The sequence below is a fragment of the Pseudoxanthomonas sp. UC19_8 genome (genome assembly GCF_042700505.1).
GTDB lineage: Bacteria > Pseudomonadota > Gammaproteobacteria > Xanthomonadales > Xanthomonadaceae > Pseudoxanthomonas_A > Pseudoxanthomonas_A winnipegensis.
The window spans coordinates 474,319-500,093 of sequence record NZ_CP170559.1; the positions used below are offsets into that span (position 1 = coordinate 474,319).

Genomic DNA, 25,775 nt, shown 5'->3' on the forward strand with positions numbered 1-25,775 from the left:
ACGCTTACTGCGCCTTGGGCACGCCGATCGCCTTGACGTCGTCGTCGCTCAGGCGGGTATTGGCATCGGCGCTGAGCAGGGCGTTGACGTCCTGCAGGTCGGCCGCGTCCAGCGTGCCGGCGGCGGCCTCCAGCAGCAGGCGGTTCTGCAGGAAGTTGTACTTGGCCAGCGAGTACTGCTGCTGTGCGGAGACCAGGTTGTTCTGGTTGGTCAGCACGTCCAGCACGGTGCGGGTGCCCACTTCCAGGCCGACCTGCGAGGCGTCGTAGGCGCTGCGCGCGGAGACCACGGCCGAGCGGCGGGCCTCGATCTCGCTGATGCCCGCTTCCAGCACCTGGTAGGCGTTGCGCGTGTTGCGCACCACCGCGCGGCGCTGCTGTTCGAAGGCATCCTGGGCCGAATCCCGCTGGGCGACGGCCTGGCGCACCTGGGACTGGGTCGCGCCACCGGAGAAGATCGGCACGTTCAGGGTCAGGCCGATCGAGCGCGAATCGTACTCGCCGCGGCGCGAACCGTCCGTGCCGGTGTCCGAGTCGCCGCCCCAGTTGGCGCTGCGGCCGTAGCTGCCGCTCAGGCTCAGGGTCGGCAGATGGCCGGCGCGCGCGGCGCTGATGCCGGAGTCGGCCGACTGCACCTGCAGCTGCAGCGACTTCAGCTGCGGATTCTGCGCCAGCGCGGTGTCGACCCAGCCATCGGCGCTGTACTGCGAGGGCAGCTGCGGCTTGAAGTCGTCCGGCAGGCCGCGCAGGTTGGTCACCGGCTGGCCGGTGATCTCGGTCAGGGCCTCGTAGGCGTCCTTGAGCGCGTTGCGCTGGGTGATGACCGTGGCGCGCGCGCTGTCGTAGGAGGCGCGGGCTTCGTGCACGTCGGTGATCGGGGCCAAACCCACGTCCAGACGCTTCTGCGCGTAGTCGAACTGCTTCTGGAACGCGGCCTGCGCGGCCTCGGCCGAGGCCAGCGTCTCGATCGCGATCAGCACGTTGAAGTAGGCCGCCGAGGTGCGCGTGATCAGCGAGTCGTTGGCCGAATCCAGGTCGAAATCCGCCGCCTGGCTCAGCGCGCGCTGCGAGTTGACCCGGGCGTAGTCGCCGAAGTTGATCAGGCTCTGGTTCACCGTCACGGCGTAGTCGCGCGAGCGCGGGCTGTCGATCCACTCGCCGCCATGGGTGACCTTGGAACTGGAGCGCCCGAGCGAGGCGGTGCCGTTGACCTGCGGCAGCAGCGTGGCGCGGGCCTGGACCACCCCCTCCTTCTGCGACAGGCGCGCGGCTTCGGCCTGGGCCAGGGTCGGGTCGCCGTTGCGGGCCATTTCATAGGTCTGCATCAGGTCGGTGGCCGAGGCGGCCGAGGGCAGCGCCAGCGCGACGGCGAGAACGAGGGGGAGACGGCTCATCGTGGGAATTCCTTGAAAGTTTGTGCCAAGCGCTTAGAAGACGAACGCAGGGACCGGCGCGGCGCCGACCAGATAACCCAGCGCATCGGTCTCGAACAACGATTCGATGCGGGCGCCGCTGGTGTCGTTGTGCACCAGCACCGCTTCCATGGCCGGCGAGCGGCCGCGCACCACGAACAGGCGTCCGCCCGGACGCACCAGTTCCATGAAGCCCAGCGGCAGGGTGTCCACCGCGGCGGTGATGCAGACCGCGTCGAACTTGCGGTCGGTGGTCCAGGCCAGCGCGTCGGCGGTCTCGATGCGCACGTTGCTGCCCAGCCCCGCGGCCTGCAGGTTGGCCTGGGCGAAGGCGGCCAGCTCGGGGTGCAGCTCCAGGCTGACCACTTCGCGGCCCAGCGCGGCCAGGCAGGCGGTGAGGAAGCCGCTGCCTGTGCCGATTTCCAGCACGTCCTCGCCGGGCTGCACGTCCAGCGCCTGCAGGACGCGGCCTTCGACCACCGGCTTCATCATGCGCTGGCCGTGGCCCAGCGGCAGTTCCAGATCGGCATAGGCCACCGCGCGGTGCGCCGGCGGCACGAAGGCCTCGCGCGGCAGGGTGGCCAGCGTGTCCAGGACGCGGGGTTCCAGCACGTCCCAGGGACGGATCTGCTGTTCCACCATGTTTTCGCGGGCTTGGGCGTAGTTGATCGTCATGGGCGTGCTCGGGGGGCGTGTCGTTGTGCCGGGGCGGGCATTCTAGCGGCGCGCGGCACGGCAGGCGTGCTGAGCATCGCCGCCGCACCCGGGGTGGGCGCAGTGCCGGAAGTCACCGGACCGGAAGTCATGGCCGGGCCGTGGCGGCTCGGGTTCAGCGGCGGGCATAGGCGCGCAGGAACATGTCCACCGTGTTATCCAGGTGTCGGTCGATCTCGCCCGCTTCCAGCCGACCCAGCAGGCCGCACATCATGCGGCCGTAGATCTCGCCCTTGAGCAGGGTGAAGAACTGGCGGGCGGCCACGTCGATGTCCTCGATGTCCAGGGTGCCCCTGCGCGACCTGTTCGCGCAGCAGCCCGGCGAAGATGTCGTGGGTGCGCTTGGGGCCGGACTCCCAGAAGATCTGGCGCAGGTGCTCGTCGGCCTGGGTGCTGGCCAGCAGCATGCGGTGGGTGTTGATCGCCTGCTCGCTGGTGACCATGGCGAAGAAGCCTTCGGCGATCTGCCGCAGCTGCGCGCGCACGCCGACATCGCCCTGCACCTTGAAGGTGGCATCGGGTAGCAGCTCTTCGCACAGGTTGCGGATCGCCTCGGAGAACAGCGACTCCTTGTCGCCGAAATGGCTGTAGACGGTCAGCTTGGACACGCCGGCCTCGGCCGCGATGCGGTCCATGCTGACGCCGGCGAAGCCCTCGCGCGCGAACAGCGCCTTGGCCGCCTCGAGGATCGCCGCGCGCTTGGCCAGGTCCTTGGGACGGCCCGGGCCTGACGGCGTCGTGCTGCGGGAGGAGTCGGAAGACACGGGGAGCGGAGCCTGCGGGACCATCGCGCAATACTAGACTAGACGGTTCGATATTTACAGTCCGGGCGCGCCGTCGCGGCCGCGCCCGTCATCGTTGCGTCAGCTTGCCCGACTGCCCCGGGGTCCTGCGGGACCGGCCCCGGGACGGGGATCAGGCGCGCAGGCCGGCCGGCTGGCGTTCGAGCTGGGCCAGCACGGCCTCGGTCGCCTGCGCGGTGCTCAGCGCCTGGCCGGGGCCGGCCAGGTCGGCGGTGAAGGCGCGCGCGTCCAGGGCGGCGTCCACGGCCTGCTCGATGCGCTGGGCCTCGGCTTCCAGCCCGAGCGAATGGCGCAGCAGCAGCGCGGCCGAGAGGATGGTGGCGTAGGGGTTGGCGATGCCCTTGCCGGCGATGTCCGGGGCCGAGCCATGGATCGGCTCGTACAGGCCGACCCGGCTCTGGCCGAGCGAGGCCGACGGCAGCAGGCCCAGCGAGCCGGCCAGCATCGAGGCCTCGTCGGTGAGGATGTCGCCGAACATGTTCTCGGTGACGATCACGTCGTACTCGCGCGGCTTGGACAGCAGGTGCATGGCCATCGAATCGACCAGCTGGTGCTCCAGGGCGATGTCCGGGAACTCCTCGCGGCCGACCCGCGCGGCCACCTCGCGCCACAGGCGCGAGGTCTCCAGCACGTTGGCCTTGTCCACCGAGGTGACCTTGCCGCGGCGCGCGCGGGCCAGGCCGAAGGCGCTGCGCAGCACCCGCTCCACCTCGGCCACCGAATAGCTGCACAGATCGCTGGCCGCTTCGGCGGTGCGGGTCTTGTCGCCGAAATAGATGCCGCCGGTCAGCTCGCGCACCACCACGATGTCCACGCCGGCCAGCAGGTGCGGCTTGATCGGCGAGGCGTCCAGCGCGGCCGGATGCGGCCGCACCGGGCGCAGGTTGGCGAACAGGCCCAGCGCCTTGCGGATCGCCAGCAGGCCCTGTTCGGGCCGGATCTTGGCGTTGGGGTCGGACCACTTGGGCCCGCCGACCGCGCCCAGCAGCACCGCGTCGGCCTGCTGGCAGGCGAGGGTGGTGGCCTCGGGCAGCGGCACCCCGTGGCGGTCGATGGCGATGCCGCCGATGTCGTGCTCGGCGAAGCTGAAGTCGTGGCCGTGCTGTTGGGCCACGGCCTTGAGGACGGCGACGGCCGCGGCGGCCACTTCCGGGCCGATGCCGTCGCCGGGCAGGACGACGATGTCAGCGTGCATGGGCGGCCTCGTAGCGGGCGATGTCGGGGGCGCGGGCCAGCAGATAGCCCAGCTGGTCGACGCCTTCGAGCAGGCAGGTCTGCGAGAAGCCGTCCAGCGGGAACGCATAGACGCGCCCGTCGGGCGTGCGCAGCTCGCGCGCGGCCACATCGATGGTCAGCTCGTCGTCGGGACGCTCCATCAGCGTCTGCACGTCGGCCTCGGCCAGCACCACCGGCAGCAGGCCGTTCTTGAGGCTGTTGCCGCGGAAGATGTCGGCGATCTCGCTGGACACCACGGCCTGCAGGCCTAAGTCGGTCAGCGCCCAGGGCGCGTGCTCGCGCGAGGAGCCGCAGCCGAAGTTGCGCCCGGCCAGCAGGATCGAACGCCCGGCGTTGTGCGGCTGGTTGAAGGCGAAGTCCGGATTGGGCGTGCCGTCGGCCTTCCAGCGCCAGTCGTTGAAGGCGTTGCGGCCCAGGCCGGCGCGCTCTGTGGTGGACAAGAAGCGCGCCGGAATGATCTGGTCGGTGTCGATGTTGGTCGAACGCAGCACGACGGCCCTAGAGGTGATGGTGCGGATACCTGCCATCACGCGGCCTCCTCGCTGCCGCCCAGCGCGAAATCGGCCGGCACGTCGGTGACCTCGGCGGCGGGCAGCGCCTCGGGCGCGGGCGCGTCCTGGCGCGGGCGCAGCGGCGTGTCGCGCACGCTGCGGGCCAGCGCGCTGGCCACCGTGGCGGTGAAGGCCACGTGCGCGGCCTGGTTGGATTCGGGACTGGGCATCAGGCCACTTCCTTGGATTTGGTTGCTGCGAACAGATCACGCACATCGCTGACCCGGCCGTTGACCGCGGCCCAGGCCGCGCTCAGCGGCGAGGCGAGCAGGGTACGCGAGCCGGGGCCCTGGCGGCCCTCGAAATTGCGGTTGGAGGTGGACACGGCCAGCTCGCCCGGCGCCACCAGATCGCCGTTCATGGCGATGCACATCGAGCAGCCCGGCTCGCGCCACTGCGCACCGGCGGCGCGCACGATGGCGTCGATGCCCTCGGCCTCGGCCTGGCGCTTGACGATCTCCGAGCCCGGCACCACCAGCATGCGCACGCCCTCGGCGACCTTGCGCCCGGCCAGCACGCGGGCGACCTCGCGCATGTCGCGCAGGCGGCCGTTGGTGCACGAGCCGACGAACACCACGTCGACCTTGGCGCCTTCCACGCGCTCGCCCGCATGGAAGCCCATGTAGTCCAGGCCCTTCTGCGCGGCCGCGTCGTTGGCGGCGGGGATGGCCGCATCGACCGCGATCGCCGTGCCCGGGTGCGTGCCCCAGGTCAGGGTCGGGCGGATGTCGGCCGCGTCGATCACCACTTCGGCATCGAAACGCGCGCCCGCATCGCTGCGCAGGGTCTTCCAGTAGGCGACCGCGGCGTCCAAGTCGGCGCCCTTGGGCCCACGCGGGGTGGCCGCGACATAGTCGAAGGTGATCTGGTCGGGCGCGACCATGCCGGCGCGCGCGCCGGCCTCGATGGACATGTTGCACAGGGTCATGCGCTGCTCCATGTCCATCGCCTCGATGGTCGAGCCGCGGAACTCCAGCACGTGGCCGGTGCCGCCGTTGACCCCGATCACCCCGATGATGTGCAGCACCACGTCCTTGGCGCCCACGCCCGGGGCCAGCGGCCCGTCGACGGTGATCGACATGGTGCGCGGCTTGCGCTGCAGCAGGCACTGGGTGGCCAGCACGTGGCCGACCTCGCTGGTGCCGATGCCGAAGGCCAGCGCGCCGAACGCGCCGTGCGTGGAGGTGTGGCTGTCGCCGCAGACGATGGTCATGCCGGGCTGGGTGAAGCCCTGCTCGGGGGCGATGACGTGGACGATGCCGCGGTTGGCCGAACCCATGTCGAACAGCTCGATGCCGTACTGCGCGCAGTTGGCTTCCAGCGTCTGTACCTGCTTCTCGGCCGCGGCGGTGTAGTAGGGCAGGCGGCCGTCGGCGCCGGCCGGCAGGGTCGGCGTGGAATGGTCCATCGTGGCCTTGGTCCGGTCCGGGCGGCGCGGCGCCAGGCCGCGCGCGCGCAGCTCGGTGAAGGCCTGCGGCGAGGTGACCTCGTGGATCAGGTGCAGGTCGATGTACAGCACGGCGGGCGCGGTGTCGCTTTCGGGGACCACGACATGCGCGTCCCACAGCTTGTCGAACAACGTACGGGGGGCGGAACTCATTGCGGATGGCCTTGCGTTGAATGCGGGGTCGGGGAGCGGCGCGCGCTGAAGCGCAGGCGCACGTAATCGGCGTGCCACTGGCCGGCGGCATCGCACAGCGCCGGGCGCAGCAGCGCCTCGGTGTCGGCCAGCACGCGGCTGCGGGTGTCGGCGTCGAGGCCGCCCAGGAAGGGATCGGCGAAGGTCTGCAGCCAGCCGGCGATGCCGGTGGGCAGCGGCGTCGGGCGCGGGATCAGCGCGATCTGCACGACCTCGAAGCCATGCTGGGCCAGCCGCGCGGCGTACTCCTCGGCCGTGGGGAAGAACCAGGCGAAGGCCGGCGCGCCGGCGCCGTTGGCCCGCAGCGCCGCGCGCAGCGCGGTGGTGATCGCCGCCACGTTGCCATGGCCGCCGAACTCGGCGACGAAGCGCCCGCCGGGCTTGAGCGCGCGCCGCACGCCGGCCAGCACCGCGTCGGGCTGGCGCATCCAGTGCAGCGCGGCGTTGCTGAAGACCGCATCGAAGTTGCCCTCGAAGGTCAGGGCATGCCCGTCCATCACGTGCGCATCGATGCCGCGTTCGAGGGCGGCGGCGACCAGCTCGGGCGAGGCATCCACACCCACCACGTCCGCACCGGCCTGGACCAGCTGCGCGGTCAGCACGCCGTCGCCGCAGCCCAGGTCGAGGATGCGCTCGCCGGGCCGGGCATCGAGCAGCGCCGACACCGAGGCGCCCAGCGCCGGGACGAAGCCGGCGTTGCGCGCGTAGCGGGCCGCATCCGGCGGCCTGCCTGCCGCGGCGGCGGCGGGGTGGGTGGCCGGGTTCATGCCGCGGCGGCTTCGCTCGGCGCCGGGGCGTGCTGGCGCTGGCGCAGCAGGCGGTTGGCCACGTCCAGCCAGGCCAGCGCGCTGGCCTCGATGATGTCCTTGGACGTGCCGGTGCCTTCGTATTCCAGGCCGTCGGCGCGGACCGACAGGCTGGCCTCGCCGCGCGCGTCGGCGCCGATGCCCACGCTGTGCACCTGGTAGCTGTCCAGCTCCAGCTTGACGCCGGTGGCGGCCGAGAGCGCGCCGAACAGCGCGTCGACCGGGCCATTGCCCTGCGCCGTCTCGGCCACGCGGTTGCCTTCCGGATCGGACAGTTCGACCAGCGCGTTGGCGCGGCCGCCGACATCGGAGATGGTCATCGAGGCCAGGCGATAGCCGTCGCTGACCGCGGCGTCCTGCATCAGCATCTGCAGGTCGGCATCGCCGACCACGCGCTGACGCTCGCACAGGCCCTTGAACTGCTCGAACACCAGCTTCAGCTCGTCCTCTTCCAGCAGATAGCCCAGCGCGCGCAGGCGCGCATCGACCGCGGCGCGGCCGCTGTGGCGGCCCAGCACCATCTGCGTGTCCGGCCAGCCCACGTCCTGCGGCCGCATGATCTCGTAGGTGCCGCGGTGGCGCAGCATGCCGTGCTGATGGATGCCCGACTCGTGGGCGAAGGCATTGGTGCCGACCACCGCCTTGTTGCGCTGGACCGGCATGCCGATCAGGCGCTGCAGCAGCTGCGAGGTCGGCACGATGCGCGGGGTCTGGATGCCGGTGTCCAAGCCATAGAACGCGTTGCGGACCTTCAGCGCCATGGCGATCTCCTCGATGGCGCAGTTGCCCGCGCGCTCGCCGATGCCGTTGATGCTGCCCTCGATCTGGCGCGCGCCGGCCTCGGCGGCGGCCAACGAGTTGGCCACGGCCAGGCCCAGGTCGTTGTGGCAGTGCGCGCTGAAGATCACCTTGTCGGCGCCGCTGATGTCGGCCACGCCGGCGATCACGCGGCGGAACATGTCGCCGATCTCCTCCGGGGTGGTGAAGCCGACGGTATCGGGCAGGTTGATGGTCCGCGCGCCGGCGGCGATGGCGGTGCGCGCGACCTCGATCAGGTAGTCGATCTCAGTGCGGGTGGCGTCTTCGGCGGAGAACTCCACGTCATCGATATAGCCGCGCGCCAGGGTCACGTGCCGGTGCACCGACTCGAGCACCTGCTCCTTGCTCATGCGCAGCTTGTGCTCGCGGTGCAGCGGGCTGGTGGACAAAAAGACGTGCAGGCGCGGGTTGGCGGCCGCTTCCAGCGCGCGGGCGGAGATCTCGATGTCGCCGGCCAGGCAGCGCGACAGCACCGCCAGGGTCGGCGTGCGCACCTCGCGGCCGATCAGCGCCATGGCCTGGCGGTCGGATTCGGAGCTGGCCGGGAAGCCGGTCTCGATGATGTCCACGCCCAGCTCGGCCAGGGCGCGGGCCATGACCACCTTCTGCTGCGGGGACATGCTGCAGCCCGGGGACTGCTCGCCATCGCGCAGGGTGGTGTCGAAAATTCGGACGGTGTCGGTGGATACGGCGGTGTTCATACGAAGGGATCCTCTACGGCGACGGCCGTGCGGATGGCCGTGGGACGGCGCGGGGTCTGGAAGGCGATGCGGCGTGCGGCGCGGCGTGCGGGGCGCGGCGCCAACGGGACGGAAAGGGCGAGGGCGAGGATCATGCCGCCACCCCGGTCACGGCCGTGGCCGGCGGGTCGATGCAGATGGCGACCGACTCGCAGTCGTACACCTTCTCCAACTGATGGCGCAGGGTCTCCATCGGACGGGTGCCCTCGATGTGCATGCCCAGCTCCCAGCGGCCATCGGCGCGCGGCACGGCATGCACCGCGCGCGGGGCGAAGCCGCGGCGCTCGACCATGCCGATCACGCGCACCAGGGCGCCCTCGGCCGGGCTCACGATCAGATCAAGCCGGTATTGCATGGGACTTGGGCTCCGGTGCGGCTTTGGCGGGGTTGGATTCCAGCATCGAGCTGTTGGCGTGGTTGGGCGGCACCAGCGGCCAGACGTTGGCCTTGATGTCGATGCTCACGTGCAGCAGCGCCGGGCCGGGCGTGGCCAGCAGCTCGGCCAGGGCGTCGTCGACCTGCTCGCGCGCGGCGATGTGCCGGGCCGGGATGCCGAACACGCGGGCCAGCGCGGCGAAGTCCGGGTTGTCGGAGAGGTCGATCTCGCTATAGCGCTCGGCGAAGAACAGCTCCTGCCACTGGCGCACCATGCCCAGCGCGGAGTTGTCCAGCAGCACGATCTTCACCGGCAGCTTGCAGCGCGCGATGGTGACCAGCTCCTGCACGTTCATCATGAAGCCGCCATCGCCGTTGACCAGGACGACGGTCCGCTCCGGGCAGGCGAACTGCGCGCCCATCGCCGCCGGCAGGCCGAAGCCCATCGTGCCCAGCGCGCCGCTGGTCAGATGGTGGCGCGGATGGTTGAACTTGCAGTGCTGCGCCACCCACATCTGGTGCTGGCCGACATCGCTGGTGATGATCGCGTCGGCCGGGGCGACCTCGCTCAGCCGCTTCAGCAGCGCCGGGGCGTAGATGTCCGTGCCCGGGGCGTCGTAGCGGAAGCCGAAGCGCTCGCGGTTGGCCGCGCACTTGGCCTTCCATGCGTAGCAGGCGCTGCGTGCGCCGCTCAGCGCGCGCAGGCCGCTGGCCAGATCGCCGGGAATGGCGATGTCGGCCGTGCGCAGCTTGGAGATCTCGTAGGCGTCGGCGTCCAGGTGGATGACGCGGGCGAACGGGGCGAACTCGGCCAGCTTGCCGGTGGCGCGGTCGTCGAAGCGCGCGCCGACCACGATCAGCAGATCGCTTTCCTGCACGGCCATGTTGGCCGCGCGGGTGCCGTGCATGCCCAGCATGCCCAGGTAGTTGCCGTGGTTGGCCGGCAGCGCGCCCAGGCCGCGCAGGGTCAGCACGGTCGGGATGCCGCTGGCCTCGACGAACTGGCGGAACGCCTCGACCGCATTGCCCAGCGCGATGCCGCCGCCGCCGTAGACCACCGGCTTCTCGGCGCCGGCGATGGCCGCCAGCGCCTCGGCGATGGCTGCTTCGGACGGCGCCGGGGGCGGCGCGACCGCCGCTGGCACGTGGTCGGGCAGGTGCGAGGCGTCGTTGATCTGCACGTCCTTGGGCAGGTCGATCAGGACCGGACCGGGGCGGCCCTCACGCGCGATGCGGAAGGCCTCGGCGAACACCCGCGGCAGATCCTCGACCCGACGCACCAGGAAGCTGTGCTTGACGATCGGCATGGTCATGCCGAACACGTCCAGCTCCTGGAAGGCGTCGGTGCCGATCAGCGGCGTGGCGACCTGGCCGGTCAGGCACACCATCGGCACCGAATCGAGCATCGCATCGGCGATGCCGGTGATCAGGTTCGACGCGCCCGGGCCGGAGGTGGCCACGCACACGCCGACCTTGCCGGAGGCGCGCGCGTAGCCGTTGGCGGCCAGCGCCGCGCCCTGCTCGTGGCGCACCAGGATGTGCTTGAGCGCCGAGTCCACCAGCGCGTCGTAGAACGGCATGATGGTCCCGCCGGGATAGCCGAAGATCGTGTCCACGCCCTCGGTTTCCAGGGCGTGGGCGATCCAGCGGGCGCCATTGCGTGGGGCAGTGGCGGTCGGTGCGTTCATGCGGCGGCGGCCTGTGGTTGCGCTGCGGGCTTGGGGGCGTTGTCGGCCAGCCACACCATCTTGGCGCGCAGCTGCTTGCCGACCACTTCGATCGGGTGCTCCAGGTCGGCCTGCTTGAACTTCTTGTAGTTCGGCAGGCCCGCTTCGTACTCGGCCACCCAGTTCTTGGTGAAGGTGCCGTCCTGGATGTCGGTCAGGACCTCCTTCATGCGCGCCTTGGTCGAGCCATCGATCACGCGCGGGCCGCTGACGTAGTCGCCGTACTGCGCGGTCTCGGAAATGAACTCCAGCATGCGGGTAATGCCGCCTTCGTAGAACAGGTCCACGATCAGCTTCAGCTCGTGCAGCACTTCGTAGTAGGCGATCTCCGGCTGGTAGCCGGCTTCCACCAGCGTCTCGAAGCCGGCCTGCACCAGCGAGGACGCGCCGCCGCACAGCACGGCCTGCTCGCCGAACAGATCGGTCTCGGTCTCTTCCTTGAAGGTGGTCTTGATGATGTTGGCGCGCGCGCCGCCCAGGCCGGCGGCGTAGGCCAGCGCGTACTGCTCGGCCTTGCCCGACTTATCCTGGTAGACCGCGTAGATGCACGGTACGCCGCGGCCGATCTCGTATTCGCGGCGCACCAGCGCGCCCGGGCCCTTGGGCGCGACCAGGACCACGTCCAGGTCCTCGCGCGGGGCGATCATGCCGAAGTGCACGTTCAGGCCGTGGGCGAACAGCAGCACCGCGCCGGGCTTCATGTTCGGCGCCAGCACCTCGTTGTACAGCTGCTTCTGCACCATGTCCGGGGTCAGCACGGCGACCAGGTCGGCGTCCTTGACCGCCTCGGCCGGCGACTTGACCAGGAAGCCGTCGGCCTTGGCCTTGGCTTCGGTTGGGCCGCCCGGACGCAGGCCGACCGTCACATCGAAGCCCGACTCGCGCAGGTTCATCGCATGGGCGCGGCCCTGGCTGCCGTAGCCGACGATGGCGATGGTGGGCTGGGGGAGGTTGGAGGTCGAAGCGGTCATGGGCGGCGTTCCTGTCTGGCTGAAAGTTGGGGTTGAAACTTTTGAAAGGGCTGAAAGCACGAAACCCCGCACTTCGCAGTGCGGGGTTTCGTCAGGGTTTCGTGTGCTTGCTGCTTACACGACCGTCCGTCCCGCACCGTGAGGCGAGTGAATAAGTACGAGCACGAGGAGCGAGGCCGCGGCGTGCGCGGTCTGCTGGGCGGTCGTGATCGGACGGAAGGCGTTCATCAGGCCGGCAGAAAACCATGCCCGGCGCGGGGCTGTCAAGCGCGGATTTCGTTGCGCCAGAAACCGTGACGCAGCACCGGCGGGCCTCACCGCTCCCGCTCGCGCTCCAGCCACTGCGCGATGGCCCGGCGGTCGCGCTGCAGGCGGCGCTGCTGGTCCTGGTACTCCTGGTCCAGCGCACGGTACAGCGCGACGATCACCAGCACCATCAGCAGGGCGAAGGGCAGGGCGGCCACGGTGATCATCGCCTGCAGCGCCTCCAGGCCGCCGACCAGCAGCAAGGTCGCGGCGATCAGGGCGATGGCCGAGCCCCAGACGATCTTGCGCGACAGCGGCGGGTCCTGCGCCTTGTCGTAGGACATGCTGGCCAGCACCAGTACGGCCGAGTCGGCCGAGGTGACGAAGAAGATCGACAACAGCAGCAGCGCCAGGCCGGACAGCAGCCAGGACAGCGGCAGGCTGTCGAACATCGCGAACAGGACCGTCTCGTAGCCCTGCGCCAGCGCCGCGGCCAGATCGACATGGCCGAACAGCTGCGCCCACAGCGCCGCGCCGCCGAAGGTGGAGAACCACAGGAAGCCCAGCAGGCTCGGCGCCAGCACCACGCCGAACACGAACTCGCGGATGCGCCGGCCGTAGGACACCCGCGCGATGAACGCGCCCACGAACGGCGCCCAGGCGATCCACCAGGCCCAGTAGAAGATCGTCCAGGTCGCCACCCAGGTCGAACGCGAGAACGGCGACATGCGCAGGCTCATGTTGACCAGGCTGTTGAGATAGCTGCCCAGGGTGGTGGTGAAGGTGTCGAAGATGAAGCTGGTCGGCCCCAGCACCAGCACGAAGGCCAGCAGCAGCGCGGCCAGGCCGACGTTGAAGTTGGACAGCCATTTGATGCCGCGCTCCACGCCGGTGACGCTGGAGGCCATGTACAGCACGAAGGACACCGCGATGACGGTCAGCTGCACCGGCGCGGAGGCGTGGATGCCGAACACCCGCTCCAGGCCCGCGGCGATCTGGATGGTGCCGAAGCCCAGCGTGGTGGCCACGCCGATGGTGGTGGCCACCACCGCGGCGATATTGACCGCGTGGCCGATCCAGCCCTCATGCCGGCGGCCGAGCACCGGTTCGAGCAGGTCGCTGATCAGCCCACGTCCGCCGCGGTTGAACTGGAACCAGGCCATCGCCAGGCCGATCAGCGCGTACACCGACCACGGATGCAGCCCCCAGTGGAAGAAGGCGTAGCGCATCGCCGCGCGCGCGGCGTCCATGCTGCGCGGCTGCAGCCCCTCGGGCGGGGTGATGAAATGCGACAGCGGCTCGGCCGCGCCCCAGAACACCAGGCCGATGCCCATGCCCGCGGCGAACAGCATCGACAGCCAGCTGGCGTTGGAGAACTGCGGCTGCGCATCCTCGCCGCCGATGCGCAGGTCGGCGAAGCGGCCCACGCACAGGAACAGCAGGAACACCAGCGCGGCGAACACCACCAGCAGATACAGCGAGCCGGCCGCGCCGATGGTCTGCTTCAACGCCGCCTGCATCACCGCATTGAACGCATCGGGCGCGACGCCGGCGGCGAGCACCAGCGCGATGACGATGAACAGCGAAATCCTGTAGACCACGGCCAGCTCCGTTCATGCGGCGCGCCCGGCGGCCGCCGCGAAAAGCGGTGCACGGTACAGCCGCGGCGGTGATCGGCACGTAGCGATGCACTGCACCGTGCATTGCGGTCGCCGCACCGACCCGCCTGGCGTGCCTCACGGCCCAGGCAGGCTTCAGGGCAGACAACCCCCTCCGTCATTCCCGCGAAAGCGGGAATCCATGGACGTCGCGCCCGCGCATGGGCGCCACCCACCTCGCGCCCTCTAAACCACGACGGAAGCCTTCTCCCAGCGTCGCTTAGTGCGCCCCATCCCCGATATGCGCATCCAGGAAGGCCTGCAGCTGATTGAAGAAGGCGATCGAATTGGCCTCGTTGTAGAAGCCATGGCCCTCGTTGGGCACCGCCATCCACTGCGGCGGATGGCCGGCGGCGGTGAGCGCGGCGCGCATCGCCTTGGCCTGGGCGAAGGGCGCACGCTCGTCGTCCTCGCCATGCGCCAGCAGCACCGGCACGGTGATCTTGCCGGCCAGGGTGACCGGCGAGTTGGCGGCCAGCTCGGCCGCATCGCGCCCGATCACCCGCTGCAGGTAGTGACGGCCCGAATCGGTGCGCTTGATGTCGCCCTTGCTGTACATCATGTCCAGGTCGTAGATGCCGGCCAAGCCGACCGCGCACTGGAACATCCCGGGCGCGCGCGCCACCGTCATCATCGCCGAGTAGCCGCCGAAGCTGCCGCCGTAGACGCATACGCGCTTGGGATCGGCCATGCCCTGGGCGATGGCCCAGCGCACGCCGTCGAGCAGATCGTCCTGGATGCGCGTGCCCCACTTCAGATAACCGGCCTCCATGAAAGCCGCGCCGCGCCCGCCGCTGCCGCGATAGTTGACCTGCAGCACCAGGTAGCCGCGGCTGGCCAGGAACTGCGCGTCGGTATCGAACTCCCAGTCGTCGCGGATGCCGTGCGGGCCGCCGTGCGGCAGCAGCACCATCGGCAGCGCCTTGGGATCGCGCACGCCCGCGGGCACGGTGACGATCGCCTCCAGGGGCAGGCCGTCGCTGGCGGTGAAGCGCTGCACGCGCCGCTCGCCCATCCGCGCCGGGTCGATGCCCTCGCGCGGGGTCAGCAGGCGGCGCAGCTTGTTGTCGCTGCGATTGAGCAGATACCACGCGCCGGGGTCGCGGTCGCTGTCGATGAACAGCAGCACGACCTGGCCGTCCTGGCTCTGGTTGACGAACTCCACATGCTTGCCCGGCAGCGCCGTGGTCAGCGCCTGATGCAACTGCGCGTCGGGCGAGTCGGTGTCGAAATAGGTGAAGTGGCTCGGCCCGCGCCCGGCCTGCGCGGCGAACGGCACCGACGGCGCATGGGTCCACTGCAGATCGCTGACGCTGGCGAAGCTGTCGCGCGCCAGGACCTGCAGGTTGCCGCCCTGGGCATCGCTGCGCACCAGTTCGGCCGGCCCACCCTTGCGGCTGCGCAAGGCATAGAGCTGACGATCGTCGGGGCTGAAGGCGAACGGCTGCCACAGCTCGGCCTCGCTGGTGGGCATGGGCAGCCACGCGCCGTCGTCGCCGGCCCGGTACAGCAGCGGCTTGTCGTCATCGTCGGTGCCGATGGCGAAGCGCGGCTTGCCGGTGTGGTCGAGCACGAAGTCCAGGTCCGGCACGCCGATGTCGGCGATCAGGCGGAAGGTGACCTTCTCGGTGTCCACGTCGTAGAGCATCGAGCGCCGCGCTTCGAGCGAGAGCTGGCGCAAGTAGAAATGGCCGTTGGGGATCTCCGGCACGCCTTCGATGTAGCCGAAGCCGCGGTCGAGCGTCGACCTGGCTGCGCGCTGCTCGTAGCCGTAGATGTACTTCTGCCCGCTGCCGTCGAAATTGCTGGCGATCACCTCGCCGTTGGGTCGCGGCTTCTCCAGGGTGCCGACCTTGCGGCCCTTGGCGATCACCAGCCGCGTGTTGCTGACCCATTGCACCTGGGTGGCCAGCTCATAGCGCGGAAACTTCAGCAGCGCCGTCTGCACCATGTCCGACAGACGGTACACCGCCAGCGCCGACATGCCATGGTCCAGATCGACCGAGGCCGCCAGATACTTGCCGTCCGGCGAGAGCATCGGGCCGGACAGCTTGCTCGCCTGCGCGAACGCCTCCACCGGCACCGGCGCCTCCGCCCCGGCCTGCGCACATGCACAGGCCACCACCGCGGCCACCATGGCCCGCTTCCATGCCTTCATCGTCGCCCCTTGTCGTGTTGTCGCCCATGCCGGGCGTCTATCCCCGCCAAAACGATAGCGCAAACCCGCAGGCGCGTGAATGCGGCCGCGCCCGCTCTAGCTTCTGCGGGAGCAGCTGTCTCTTCCGATCACGTCGCGTCCTCCTTGTAGAGCGGAGCTTGCTCCGCTGGGGCTTGCCGATGATCTGATCGAAACGCAGCGGAGCAAGCTCCGCTCTACAGCCATTTCGGCGCCATGGCGTCTCCCACAGCGGATCGGGTTGGCATTCCCCATGGATTGAATCGCACCCGTGCGCACCCCGGACCATCCCAGACCGCTCTCCGCCGCACTTGGCCAGTTCGAGGCGCTGCGGTAGATGGGCCAACACCTCTTTTGATTCTCGAGCCGAAGCCTCAAGACGTGACGCGCGCGGTAGCGGGCCGGCGGGTGGAGGCCGCGCCTGGCGAGGCAGGAAGCCGAGCGCCCGAATCAGGGCGCGATGCCCTGATTGAGGGGAAAGCGCCCCCGCCCCCCCGGACCGCTGTCCCTCCGAAGCCGCAAGGCGTCCCCCTCGTGCACCTGAAGAAAGCACAAAACAAAAGACCCCGCCGGTCGCCCGGCGGGGTCTGTCTTGCAACTTCTAGACGGGCTCAGACCGACGCCCGATCAAACCGCTTAGAAGTCGTACTGCACCTGGAAGCGCACATAGCGCGGAGTGGTGTAGTACTTGCCCAGCTTGTAGCTGTTGTAGGTCTCGCCGTACTGGGTGTCTTCCTTGGTCTCGTACACCTGCAGCGGCTTGACCGAGTTGAACAGATTCAGCACCGACATCTGCAGGCTCAGGCCATTGGCCCACTGCGGCTTGTAGACCACGTTCGGGTTGACGGCCCAGGTCCACGGCGTGCGGCCAGCGGTGCCCTGCTTGGCGATCTCGCCGTTGCAGTAGTGGAACACGCCGCCGTAGCCGTACTCGGTGCCGAAGGTGCCGGTACCGCCACCCAGGCAGCTGATTGGCGCGCCCGACTGGACCTGCAGATCAACACCCATCGACCACTCGTCGGTGAAGTTGTACGCACCGTACGCCTTCAGCGTGTGGCGATGGTCGTTGAACAGATAGCCATCGGCGCCGTACATGATCTCGGCGAAGTCGAAGTCCGAGGTCGTGCCGGTGTCGGACTGGCCGTTGGTGCTCTTGACCAGACCCTCGTAGTTGCCGCTGAGCTTGGACCAGGTGTAGTTGATGCTGGCGTACCACTTGTCGGTGGCCTTCTCCGCGCTCAGGGTCAACGCCTTGTAGTAACGCTTGGCCTTGGGACCCAAGGCGCTGCCATCGACGTGGATGTTGTCGGCCTTGCCGTCGCCATCGACATCCAGCGTGATGTTCAGGTCTTCGCCCGGGTTGTACAGGTAGCAGCCCGGCAGACCGTCCGGAATCGTCCACTGGTCAGCCCAGTGACCGGCCACGTCGTAGCCCTGCGCCTGGGCGGCGTTGTAGATCGCACGCACATCGCAGGTGTCGTCGATGGCCTGATTGATGCGACGGTAGGTGGCCTTGGCCCCCAGCGTCCAGCCGTCGACGAAGCTGTTGTCCGAGTGCAGCAGCTGCTGGTAACCCAGGATGGCCTCGTCCTGCGTGTAGGGCTTCAGGCCCTTGCTGGCCACGGCCTTCGGATCCGGCGCGACACCGTTCTCGCCGTTGATGACGTAGTCGGCCGAGCCGCCGCGGAAGGGCGCGGTGTTCAGCGGCGCGCCGCTGACCGGATCGATGCCGTCATAGGTGTAGTAGTTGACGGTATAGAACGAGGCGCTGGCGGCGCGCAGGGCGACGTTGGCCGCGATCGGCAGCGAGTAGCGGCCCAGCGAACCGAACAGCTTGCTGTCGCCGTTGCCGGCCACATCCCACGAGAAGCCCAGACGCGGCTGCCAGATGTCGTCCTGCTTGACGAAGGTGGTGCCCGAGCTGTTCTTGTTGTCGAACGAGTCGTTGCGGATACCGCCGTACAGCATGAAGTTGTCGGTGATCTGCCAGTTGTCCTGCAGGTACCAGGACTTCTGGTCGATCTTGACGCCGCCGCCGGTGCGGAAGTTGATCAGGCGCGCATAGCCGTCGTACAGGCGCCAGTAGCCGCCCGAGGAGTAGGCCGTGCCCGAGGTCGACTTCCACTGCTCATCGCTGTAGCCGAAGGCCACCTTGTGGTCGCCCAGCTGCCACTCGAAGTCGGCCTTGTAGCTGTCGCGGGAGTTCTTGCCGCCTTCCATGCCCACGCTCTGGGCCACGGCGCAGCCGATCTTCGTGCCGGTCTGGTCGATCACGTACGGGCAGTCGCCGATGGGGCCGAAGACGTTGCCGTCGTACGAGCTGTGCTTGCCGTCAGGGCTGATGGTGAACTGCGAATCCTTGTTGCGCATCTGACCGTACTGCAGCGCCATGGTCAGGTTGTCGGTCAAGTAGCTGGTCCACTTGAAGATGTCGGTCTGGCCGCCGCTCTTGCCGACCAGCTGGCCGTTGTAGTCGGTCTTGGCCGGATGATCGTCGGCGCCGTAGGCGGCGTTGTAGTAGTCGTAGGTGTAGCGGCTGCCGTTGTCGAAGCCGGTGTACTCGAGGTGGTTGGCGTCGTTGAGGTACCAGTCCAGCTTGACCAGCCAGTACGGCGTCTTGGACTCATAGTCCTGCGCGGTGGTGGAGCGCGAGGCCGTGGAGGGCGACAGGGTCGGATTGCCGTCGGCGTCCAGCTCGGTCTGCACGTCCGAGCGCGCACCGTAGGAGGTGGTGTTGCTCTTGTCGAACTCGGCCAGCGCGAACACGAACAGCTTGTCCTTGATCAGCGGACCACCGATCCAGCCGGTGTAGGTGTTGGAGGCGTTGTAGTTGTTGTGGTAGCTGCGGAAGATCTGGTCGTCGCTGTTGCGATAGACGTTGGGCACGCTGGCGCGCAGGCTGTCGGGCACGCTGGTCCAGCTCAGGCCGCCGTGCCATTCGTTGGTGCCGCGCTTGACGTTGACGCTGGTCACGCCGCCGGTGGAGAAGCCGTACTGCGCGCCGTAGCCGCCGGTCTGCACGTCCAGCTGGTCGATCGCCTGGAAGGGGACTTCCGAGAAGGACAGGCTGTCGTAGAGGTTGGTGATGTTGAAGCCGTTGACGTAGTAGCTGTTCTCGGCCGCCGAGGCGCCGCCGAAGGAGGCGTTGCCGAAGTAGCCCGAGCTCTTGACCGTGCCCGGAGTCAGCAGCGAGACGCTGGTGATGTCACGCGGCACCGGCAGCGCGTTGAGCTGCTCGGCGGTGAAGGTGGTGCGCGACTCGACGCTGGATAGGTCGATGCCGTTGACGTTCTTCATGCCGCGCACGACGACCGTGTCCAGGCTCTTGGCCGCGCCGCCGCTGCTCGCATCGGCGAACTCGGCGTTGACCGTCTGGCCGGCCACGACGGTGACGGTCTGGCTGGAGGCGGTGCCGTCGGCGCCGGTCAGGGTGACCGTGTAGGTGCCGGTGGGCAGGGCGGGAATGCGGAAGCGGCCGTTGGCATCGACCGGCACCTGACGCGACACGCCGGAGGCGGAACTGGTGATCTGCACGGTCTGGCCGGCGACGGCCGGCGCGGTACCGGCGATGTTGCCGGCGGTGCTCTGCGCGTAGGCAGCGCCCTGCGCCAGCGCGGCGCCGAGCACGAGGGCCAGGGCGGTGCGGCGCAAGCCGTGGTGACGATTTCTGTGGCTCATGTGAATGTGGCTTCCCAATAAATGCATCAAGGCAAAAGCGCCCCTCCGGACCGGCCCGCGGGATGCGGAGACGGGGGTAGGGCGCGGGCAATGCGCGCGGCCGCGTAACGGACGTCCAACGGCGCGCGAACGGGAACTTAACGAGCTAGTTCGTCCCAAGCGTGGCGATGTGTGTCGCAATTCACGTAATTTGTCACGGATCGTCAGAAATTAATGGCATCAAAACTAAAAGCCAGCTAATCAGTGACGTGTTTGTTATTTTTCAGACCTGTTAAGGGGGATTTCATCTTTTTGACGGCCCCGACAGGGAGGTGATTACGATGCGATCCCGCACTGCAAGATCGCCCCATGCGCCTGGACCTCCATTTCCTGCGTCGACACCCCTCGGCCATGCTGCTGGTCGTCCAGCTGGCCGGGGTGCTGCTCTACCCGGCCATGAACGACACCCGCACCGGCCAGGCGCTGCTGGGGGCGTTCGGCATCCTGGTGCTGGCCCTGGCGCTGTGGGTCGTCAACCGCAGCCCGGCGGTCAACTGGATCGCCTGGCTGCTGGCGCTGCCTTCGGTGGCCTGCTCGCTGCTCGGGGTGACCCGGCAGCTGCCGGGGCTGGTGACCTTCGCCCAGGCCATGGAATGCCTGCTGTACTTCTATACGGCCGCCAGCCTGATCGGCTACATGCTGGACGACCACCGCGTCACCAGCGACGAGCTGTTCGCCGCCGGCGCCACCTTCACCCTGCTGGCGTGGGCGTTCGCCTTCGCCTTCTCGGTGTGCCAGCAGTGGTACCCGGGCAGCTTCAGCGCCAACGGCGTGACCAGCGGTGCGCGCAGCTGGATGGAGCTGCTGTATCTGAGCTTCAGTGTGCTCTCGGCGGTGGGCCTGAGCGACATCGTGCCGGTGCTGCCGCAGGCGCGCGCGCTGGTCATGCTCGAGCAGTTCGCCGGGGTGATGTACATCGCGCTGGTGGTCTCGCGCCTGATCGCGCTGACCACCCTGCGCGTGCGCGCGCAGCGCGACGACCGGCCCGAGGGTTGACCCACGCGCTACGATGCGCGGCTTTGGCCAGGCCTCGTCCGCGCACCGCATGAAACTGCAGGTTCCCTTCATCCAGCTCCCGGTCCTGTTCGATCCCGGGCCGCTGCTGCACGAGGCGACGGCCGTGGCGGACAGGCACTGGCAGCGCTGCGCCGACGGCGGCGAGCGGCTGCGGCTGGTCAGCAGCGGCGGCGATGCGGCCAGCGGGTCGCTGTCCGGCCCGATGCGTGCCACGCCGTTCCTGCGGCAGATGCCGCTGCTGCAGCAGACGCTGGCCGGGCTGGGCGCGACCTGGGCCAGGTGTTCCTGCAGCGCATCGCGGTCGGGCGGCAGTACGCGGCCGAGGTCGCGGTGGACTACTACCACCGCGAGCGCCTGCGCCTCCACCTGCCGCTGGCGAGTCCGCCGGACGTGCTGCTCGAGTGCGGCGACGAGGTCGCGCACCTGGCGCCGGGCACGGCCTGGGTGTTCGATACCTGGCGTCCGCATCGCTTCGCCGGCCCGGCGCAGGGGCCGTGCCTGCATCTGGTAGCCGACACCGTCGGAGGCGAGCGCTTATGGGAGCTGCTGACCCGCGGCCGCACGCCGGGCCGCGCCGAGCGCGAGCCCTGGCAGCCGCTGCAGCTGACCCCGGCGCCCGACCAGCGTGTGGCGCTGGCGCTGGAGGCGCATGGCGCGCCGCAGGTGATGACGCCCTGGGAGCTGCGCGAGCATCTGATGTTCCTGTTGAACGAGGCCGTGCCGCATCCGCGTCTGGCCGGCCTGCAGGCCTTGCTGCTGCGCCTGTCGCGGCACTGGCATGCGCTGTGGGCGCGGCATGGAGCCGAGGCGGCCGGCAGGCCGGCGTATCGGGCGCTGCTGGCCTCCACCGCGCAGGCCTGCCAGCAGCTGGGCGTCGAACAGTTGGTGCTGCGCAACGGCATCGGCCTGTGGCCGGCGCTGCAGGCGCAGGTGCTGGACGTGGCGGTGGCGGAGGAGGATGGGCTGCGCCGGGGAGGCGCGCGGAAATCCGAGGCGCCGCCGACCGGGGCGCCCGCGGTCGCCACGCCGAAGCCGCGCTCGCCGCCCACGCGCCTGCGGCAGCCGTTGTTCGTGGTGGCGGCGCCGTGTTCGGGCGCGGGTCTGGTGGCGCGCACGCTGGCGCGGGCGCCGGGTCTGTATGCCGCTGGCGACGAGGCGCGTCGGGCGATCGACGGCATCCAGCGCCTGGCGGCGCCGCAGCGGGCCGACTTCAGTCATCGCCTGCTGGCGGGCGATGCGGTCGAGGACACGGTGCGCCGGGTGCGCGAGCGTCTGGCGCGCGGCTTGCGCGGTCACGATGGCAAGCCGGTGCCGGCCGCCGGCGGCACGGTGCGCCTGCTGCGTGCGGACGCGCGCGATGCGCTGCGGGTGCCGTTCCTGGCGCAGGCGTTCCCCGATGCGCGCTTCGTGTTCGTCCATCGCGAGCCGCATGACGCGCTGGGCAGTCTGTTGCGCGCTTGGGAGGAGGGCCGCATGCAGGACGCGGGTGTGCTGCCGGGCTGGGAGGGGCCGGCGTGGACGCTGGCGCGGCCGCCGGGCTGGCAGGCGCTGTCAGGTCTGCCGCTGGAGGCTGTGGTCGCGGGTCAGTGGTCGGGGATCATGCGGGTGCTGCTCGACGATCTGGCGCAGCTTCCGCCCGAGCGCTGGCTGGGGCTGGACCTGGACCGGCTGCTGGCAGATCCCGACGGGGAGATGCAGCGCGTGGTGGGCTTCGCCGGGCTGGAATGGAACCTCGAACTAGGCCAGACCCTGCCGCGCGCGCAGCCGCCGGCCAGCCCGTCCTCGGCGGAGCGCTGGCGTCCGCATGCCGCGCGTCTGCAGCCTGTCCTGGGCGATATACCGCAGCGCGCGCTGGAAGCTTCCTTCCACGGCTGAGCCGTTCTTCCGTTCTAGGTTGCGGCGGGTGTGCGTCGCGGCTTCGGCAGAGCAGTGCTTCCGGCTTCGGAAGGGCAGCGGTCCGGCGGGCGGGGGTCGCTTTTCCCTCAATCAGGGCATCCTGCCCTGATTCGGGCGCTCGGCGTCCTGCCTCGCTAGGCGCGGCCCCCGCCCGCCGGCCCGCTGCCGCGCGCGTCAGGTAATAGGGCTTCGGTTTGTGCCCCCTCCCTTGCGCGCAGCGCAGGGGAGGGATGGGGAGGGGTCGGGGCTTTCCCGGTCAAGCCACCGAAGCAAGAGCAAAAGCATCCCTCCTCTCAGTCGCTGGTTCGCGACTTCGAGCTCCCCTTCGCCTGCGGCGAAAGGGAGGGGCGAGGCGGCTTGGCGAAGTCCACTCGACGGCCTCGCGCTAGGGCGAGGGACACACAAAAAAGGCGCCCTAGCGGGCGCCTTTCGTGACGACGGCTGGCCTGGATCAGGCCTTGTCGTGGCCTGCGTCGCGCGCGATGGCGTCCAGCAGGATCTTCTTGGCCTCGTCGGCGCCGCCCCACCCGTCGATCTTGACCCACTTGCCCTTCTCCAGGTCCTTGTAGTGCTCGAAGAAGTGGCCGATGCGCTCCAGCCAGTGGCCGCTGACCTGGGCGATGTCGTTGATGTGCGAGTAGCCGCTGAAGACCTTCTCCACCGGGACGGCCAGCAGCTTCTCGTCGCTGCCGGCCTCGTCGCTCATGCGCAGCACGCCGACCGGGCGGCAGCGGATGACCGAGCCGGGCACCAGCGGCAGGGGCAGCACCACCAGCACGTCGGCCGGGTCGCCGTCGCCGCACAGGGTGTGCGGCACGTAGCCGTAGTTGCAGGGGTAGCGCATCGGCGTGGACAGGATGCGGTCGACGAAGATCGCGCCGGATTCCTTGTCCACTTCGTACTTCACCGGCTCGGAATCCTTGGGGATCTCGATGATGACGTTGATCTCGTCCGGCGGATTCTTGCCGGTGGGGACGCTGCCCAGGCCCATGCGCTGCTCCAATGCTTTGAGGTGATCGAAAGTGGGCCGCATTCTAGCGCAGCGGTGCTGCAACGCAGCGCCAACGCCCGGCAAGGGGCTGCCAAGGCGTCGGCGCCATCGGGGCGCGGGCTCAGCCCAGCAGCGGGATGATGAGCAGTGCGACGATGTTGATGATCTTGATCAGCGGATTGATCGCCGGGCCCGCGGTGTCCTTGTAGGGGTCGCCGACGGTGTCGCCGGTGACCGCGGCCTTGTGCGCCTCGCTGCCCTTGCCGCCGAAGTGCCCGTCCTCGATGTACTTCTTGGCGTTGTCCCAGGCGCCGCCGCCGGTGGTCATCGAGATGGCCACGAACAGGCCGGTGACGATGGTGCCGATCAGCAGGCCGCCCAGCGCCTGCGCGCCCAGCACCAGGCCGACGATGATCGGCACCACCACCGGCAGCAGCGAGGGCACGATCATCTCGCGGATGGCCGCGCGGGTGAGCAGGTCGACCGCGGCGTGGTACTGCGGCTTGCCGCTGCCGTCCATGATCCCGGGGATCTCGCGGAACTGGCGCCGCACTTCCTCCACCACGCTGCCGGCGGCGCGGCCCACCGCTTCCATGGCCATGGCGCCGAACAGATAGGGAATCAGGCCGCCGATCAGCAGGCCGATGATCACGCGGTGATCGGACAGGTCGAAGCTGTAGGCCGATCCGGGGTGCGCGGCGGCCAGGTTGTGGGTGTAGTCGGCGAACAGCACCAGCGCGGCCAGCGCCGCCGAGCCGATCGCATAGCCCTTGGTCACCGCCTTGGTGGTGTTGCCGACCGCGTCGAGCGGGTCGGTGACCGCACGGACCTCGGCCGGCAGCTCGGCCATCTCGGCGATGCCGCCGGCGTTGTCGGTGATCGGGCCGTAGGCGTCGAGGGCGACGATCATGCCGGCCATCGACAGCATCGCCGTGGCGGCGATGGCGATGCCGTACAGGCCGCCGAGCGCGTGCGCGCCCCAGATCGCCAGGCACACGGCGACCACGGGCAGGGCGGTGGATTTCATCGACACGCCCAGGCCGGCGATGATGTTGGTGCCATGGCCGGTGGTGGAGGCCTGCGCGACGTGCTGCACCGGCTTGTACTGGGTGCCGGTGTAGTACTCGGTGATCCACACGATCGCGCCGGTCAGGACCAGCCCGATCAGGGCGCAGCCGTACAGCGGCAGGGCGCCGATGGCCGAGTCGCGCATCAGGGCGGTGGTGATGGGGTAGAAGGCGATCGCCGCCAGCACCGCCGAGACGATCACGCCCTTGTACAGCGCGCCCATGATCGAGCCGCCGGCCTTCACCCGCACGAACAGCGCGCCGATGATCGAGGCGATGATCGACACCCCGCCCAGCACCAGCGGGTAGAGGATTGCGTTCGCGCCGGCCTGCGCGGCCATCAGCCCGCCCAGCAGCATGGTCGCGATCACCGTGACCGCGTAGGTCTCGAACAGGTCGGCGGCCATGCCGGCGCAGTCGCCCACGTTGTCGCCGACGTTGTCGGCGATCACCGCCGGGTTGCGCGGATCGTCCTCGGGGATGCCGGCCTCGACCTTGCCCACCAGGTCGGCGCCCACGTCCGCGCCCTTGGTGAAGATGCCGCCGCCCAGGCGCGCGAAGATCGAGATCAGCGACGAGCCGAAGGCCAGCCCGACCAGCGCATGCAGCGCCTGTTCGGTCGGCACCCGCAGCACCTGGGTCAGCAGCGCCCAGTAGCCGGCCACGCCCAGCAGGCCCAGGCCCACCACCAGCATCCCGGTGATCGCCCCGCCGCGGAAGGCCACGTCCATCGCCGGGCCCATGCCGTGGCGCGCGGCCTCCGCGGTGCGCACGTTGGCCCGCACCGAGACATTCATGCCGATGTAGCCGGCCGCGCCCGACAGCACCGCGCCCAGGGCGAAGCCGATCGCGGTCGGCCAGCTGAGGAAGACGCCGACCAGCACGAACAGGACCGCGCCGGCGATGGCGATGGTCAGGTACTGGCGGTTGAGATAGGCGCGCGCGCCCTCCTGCACGGCCGCAGCGATCTGCTGCATGCGCGCGTTGCCGGCCGGGCGCGAGAGCACCCAGCGCGACGAGACGATTCCGTACAGGATGGCGATTGCCGCGCATGCCAGCGCCAGCGCAAGACCGTAGTGTTCCAACATGACCCCTCCCAAGGCAGATGGACGGTTCGCCGCGCGCATCGACACGCCCGGCGCCGAGGACGGGCGTCGATCGACCGGTGCCCGTTGTGGGGCAGTGTAGGCCTGCGCGCGCTCGGCGCGATGATGC

18 protein-coding genes and 1 pseudogene are annotated in these 25,775 nt (G+C 69.5%); 2 read left to right on the plus strand and 17 right to left on the minus strand.

Going from position 1 to position 25,775, the window contains the following annotated elements:
• Positions 1-4: 4 nt before the first annotated feature.
• From ACFJIT_RS02035 to ACFJIT_RS02105, 15 genes and pseudogenes are all read right to left on the minus strand, one after another.
• A complete protein-coding gene (locus ACFJIT_RS02035) occupies positions 5-1,393 on the minus strand; it encodes a TolC family outer membrane protein (RefSeq protein ID WP_286575240.1) in 1,389 nt (462 codons plus the stop codon).
• A 33-nt stretch (positions 1,394-1,426) separates the two neighbouring features.
• Positions 1,427-2,086, minus strand: a complete 660-nt coding sequence (locus ACFJIT_RS02040; RefSeq protein ID WP_130516983.1) for a protein-L-isoaspartate O-methyltransferase — start codon at positions 2,084-2,086, stop codon at positions 1,427-1,429.
• A 154-nt stretch (positions 2,087-2,240) separates the two neighbouring features.
• Positions 2,241-2,913: pseudogene (locus ACFJIT_RS02045) on the minus strand (TetR/AcrR family transcriptional regulator).
• A gap of 127 nt (positions 2,914-3,040) precedes the next feature.
• Entirely contained in the window at positions 3,041-4,123 is a 1,083-nt protein-coding gene (leuB, locus tag ACFJIT_RS02050) for a 3-isopropylmalate dehydrogenase (RefSeq protein WP_130554002.1), read from the minus strand.
• The gene (gene leuD / locus ACFJIT_RS02055; protein WP_379654875.1) at positions 4,113-4,691 is read right to left on the minus strand and encodes a 3-isopropylmalate dehydratase small subunit; all 579 of its coding nucleotides are present in this window, start codon (positions 4,689-4,691) and stop codon (positions 4,113-4,115) included. The genes leuB and leuD overlap by 11 nt, the downstream gene beginning before the upstream one ends.
• Positions 4,691-4,885 (minus strand): hypothetical protein, encoded by a 195-nt coding sequence (locus tag ACFJIT_RS02060; RefSeq protein WP_130528374.1) that lies wholly within the window; start codon positions 4,883-4,885, stop codon positions 4,691-4,693. The genes leuD and ACFJIT_RS02060 overlap by 1 nt, the downstream gene beginning before the upstream one ends.
• Positions 4,885-6,315: a 3-isopropylmalate dehydratase large subunit gene (leuC, locus tag ACFJIT_RS02065; RefSeq protein WP_379654876.1), complete on the minus strand. Its 1,431-nt coding sequence runs from the start codon at positions 6,313-6,315 to the stop codon at positions 4,885-4,887. Before leuC ends, ACFJIT_RS02060 begins: the two co-directional genes overlap by 1 nt.
• Positions 6,312-7,121 carry a class I SAM-dependent methyltransferase gene (locus tag ACFJIT_RS02070; protein WP_379654877.1) on the minus strand — a complete coding sequence of 270 codons (810 nt, stop codon included), beginning with the start codon at positions 7,119-7,121 and terminating at the stop codon, positions 6,312-6,314. The genes leuC and ACFJIT_RS02070 overlap by 4 nt, the downstream gene beginning before the upstream one ends.
• Positions 7,118-8,680: a 2-isopropylmalate synthase gene (locus ACFJIT_RS02075; protein WP_379654878.1), complete on the minus strand. Its 1,563-nt coding sequence runs from the start codon at positions 8,678-8,680 to the stop codon at positions 7,118-7,120. Before ACFJIT_RS02075 ends, ACFJIT_RS02070 begins: the two co-directional genes overlap by 4 nt.
• Before the next feature lie 130 nt (positions 8,681-8,810).
• Positions 8,811-9,074: an ACT domain-containing protein gene (locus tag ACFJIT_RS02080; RefSeq protein WP_130535661.1), complete on the minus strand. Its 264-nt coding sequence runs from the start codon at positions 9,072-9,074 to the stop codon at positions 8,811-8,813.
• Complete coding sequence (gene ilvG / locus ACFJIT_RS02085) at positions 9,058-10,782, minus strand: acetolactate synthase 2 catalytic subunit (protein WP_379654879.1); 1,725 nt, start codon at positions 10,780-10,782, stop codon at positions 9,058-9,060. The genes ACFJIT_RS02080 and ilvG overlap by 17 nt, the downstream gene beginning before the upstream one ends.
• Positions 10,779-11,792 carry a ketol-acid reductoisomerase gene (gene ilvC, locus ACFJIT_RS02090; protein ID WP_379654880.1) on the minus strand — a complete coding sequence of 338 codons (1,014 nt, stop codon included), beginning with the start codon at positions 11,790-11,792 and terminating at the stop codon, positions 10,779-10,781. Before ilvC ends, ilvG begins: the two co-directional genes overlap by 4 nt.
• Positions 11,793-12,106: 314 nt before the next feature.
• Positions 12,107-13,639, minus strand: coding sequence for a BCCT family transporter (locus ACFJIT_RS02095; protein ID WP_130517004.1), 1,533 nt, complete (start codon positions 13,637-13,639; stop codon positions 12,107-12,109).
• Positions 13,640-13,916: 277 nt separating this feature from the next.
• Positions 13,917-15,854, minus strand: coding sequence for a prolyl oligopeptidase family serine peptidase (locus ACFJIT_RS02100; protein ID WP_379654881.1), 1,938 nt, complete (start codon positions 15,852-15,854; stop codon positions 13,917-13,919).
• A gap of 654 nt (positions 15,855-16,508) precedes the next feature.
• Positions 16,509-19,550 carry a carboxypeptidase regulatory-like domain-containing protein gene (locus ACFJIT_RS02105; RefSeq protein WP_379654882.1) on the minus strand — a complete coding sequence of 1,014 codons (3,042 nt, stop codon included), beginning with the start codon at positions 19,548-19,550 and terminating at the stop codon, positions 16,509-16,511.
• Positions 19,551-19,898: 348 nt separating this feature from the next.
• Here ACFJIT_RS02105 and ACFJIT_RS02110 point away from each other — a divergent pair, with 348 nt between their 5' ends.
• Together ACFJIT_RS02110 and ACFJIT_RS02115 are read left to right on the plus strand one after the other, a co-directional pair.
• A complete protein-coding gene (locus tag ACFJIT_RS02110) occupies positions 19,899-20,585 on the plus strand; it encodes an ion channel (protein ID WP_131659004.1) in 687 nt (228 codons plus the stop codon).
• A gap of 300 nt (positions 20,586-20,885) precedes the next feature.
• Positions 20,886-22,481, plus strand: a complete 1,596-nt coding sequence (locus tag ACFJIT_RS02115) for a sulfotransferase (RefSeq protein WP_379654883.1) — start codon at positions 20,886-20,888, stop codon at positions 22,479-22,481.
• A 472-nt stretch (positions 22,482-22,953) separates the two neighbouring features.
• Here the strand turns inward: ACFJIT_RS02115 and ppa are convergent, their stop codons facing one another.
• Positions 22,954-23,493 carry an inorganic diphosphatase gene (gene ppa, locus ACFJIT_RS02120; RefSeq protein ID WP_130517015.1) on the minus strand — a complete coding sequence of 180 codons (540 nt, stop codon included), beginning with the start codon at positions 23,491-23,493 and terminating at the stop codon, positions 22,954-22,956.
• A gap of 121 nt (positions 23,494-23,614) precedes the next feature.
• Entirely contained in the window at positions 23,615-25,648 is a 2,034-nt protein-coding gene (locus ACFJIT_RS02125; RefSeq protein WP_379654884.1) for a sodium-translocating pyrophosphatase, read from the minus strand.
• Positions 25,649-25,775: the final 127 nt, after the last annotated feature.

Excerpts from the sequence above, each read along its gene's own strand:
- ACFJIT_RS02035 (WP_286575240.1), bottom strand. The coding sequence starts at position 1,393 with ATGAGCCGTCTCCCCCTCGTTCTCGCCGTCGCGCTGGCGCTGCCCTCG.
- ACFJIT_RS02040 (WP_130516983.1), bottom strand. The coding sequence starts at position 2,086 with ATGACGATCAACTACGCCCAAGCCCGCGAAAACATGGTGGAACAGCAG.
- leuB (WP_130554002.1), bottom strand. The coding sequence starts at position 4,123 with ATGCACGCTGACATCGTCGTCCTGCCCGGCGACGGCATCGGCCCGGAA.
- leuD (WP_379654875.1), bottom strand. The coding sequence starts at position 4,691 with ATGGCAGGTATCCGCACCATCACCTCTAGGGCCGTCGTGCTGCGTTCG.
- ACFJIT_RS02060 (WP_130528374.1), bottom strand. The coding sequence starts at position 4,885 with ATGCCCAGTCCCGAATCCAACCAGGCCGCGCACGTGGCCTTCACCGCC.
- leuC (WP_379654876.1), bottom strand. The coding sequence starts at position 6,315 with ATGAGTTCCGCCCCCCGTACGTTGTTCGACAAGCTGTGGGACGCGCAT.
- ACFJIT_RS02070 (WP_379654877.1), bottom strand. The coding sequence starts at position 7,121 with ATGAACCCGGCCACCCACCCCGCCGCCGCCGCGGCAGGCAGGCCGCCG.
- ACFJIT_RS02075 (WP_379654878.1), bottom strand. The coding sequence starts at position 8,680 with ATGAACACCGCCGTATCCACCGACACCGTCCGAATTTTCGACACCACC.
- ACFJIT_RS02080 (WP_130535661.1), bottom strand. The coding sequence starts at position 9,074 with ATGCAATACCGGCTTGATCTGATCGTGAGCCCGGCCGAGGGCGCCCTG.
- ilvG (WP_379654879.1), bottom strand. The coding sequence starts at position 10,782 with ATGAACGCACCGACCGCCACTGCCCCACGCAATGGCGCCCGCTGGATC.
- ilvC (WP_379654880.1), bottom strand. The coding sequence starts at position 11,792 with ATGACCGCTTCGACCTCCAACCTCCCCCAGCCCACCATCGCCATCGTC.
- ACFJIT_RS02100 (WP_379654881.1), bottom strand. The coding sequence starts at position 15,854 with ATGAAGGCATGGAAGCGGGCCATGGTGGCCGCGGTGGTGGCCTGTGCA.
- ACFJIT_RS02105 (WP_379654882.1), bottom strand. The coding sequence starts at position 19,550 with ATGAGCCACAGAAATCGTCACCACGGCTTGCGCCGCACCGCCCTGGCC.
- ACFJIT_RS02110 (WP_131659004.1), top strand. The coding sequence starts at position 19,899 with ATGCGCCTGGACCTCCATTTCCTGCGTCGACACCCCTCGGCCATGCTG.
- ppa (WP_130517015.1), bottom strand. The coding sequence starts at position 23,493 with ATGGGCCTGGGCAGCGTCCCCACCGGCAAGAATCCGCCGGACGAGATC.
- ACFJIT_RS02125 (WP_379654884.1), bottom strand. The coding sequence starts at position 25,648 with ATGTTGGAACACTACGGTCTTGCGCTGGCGCTGGCATGCGCGGCAATC.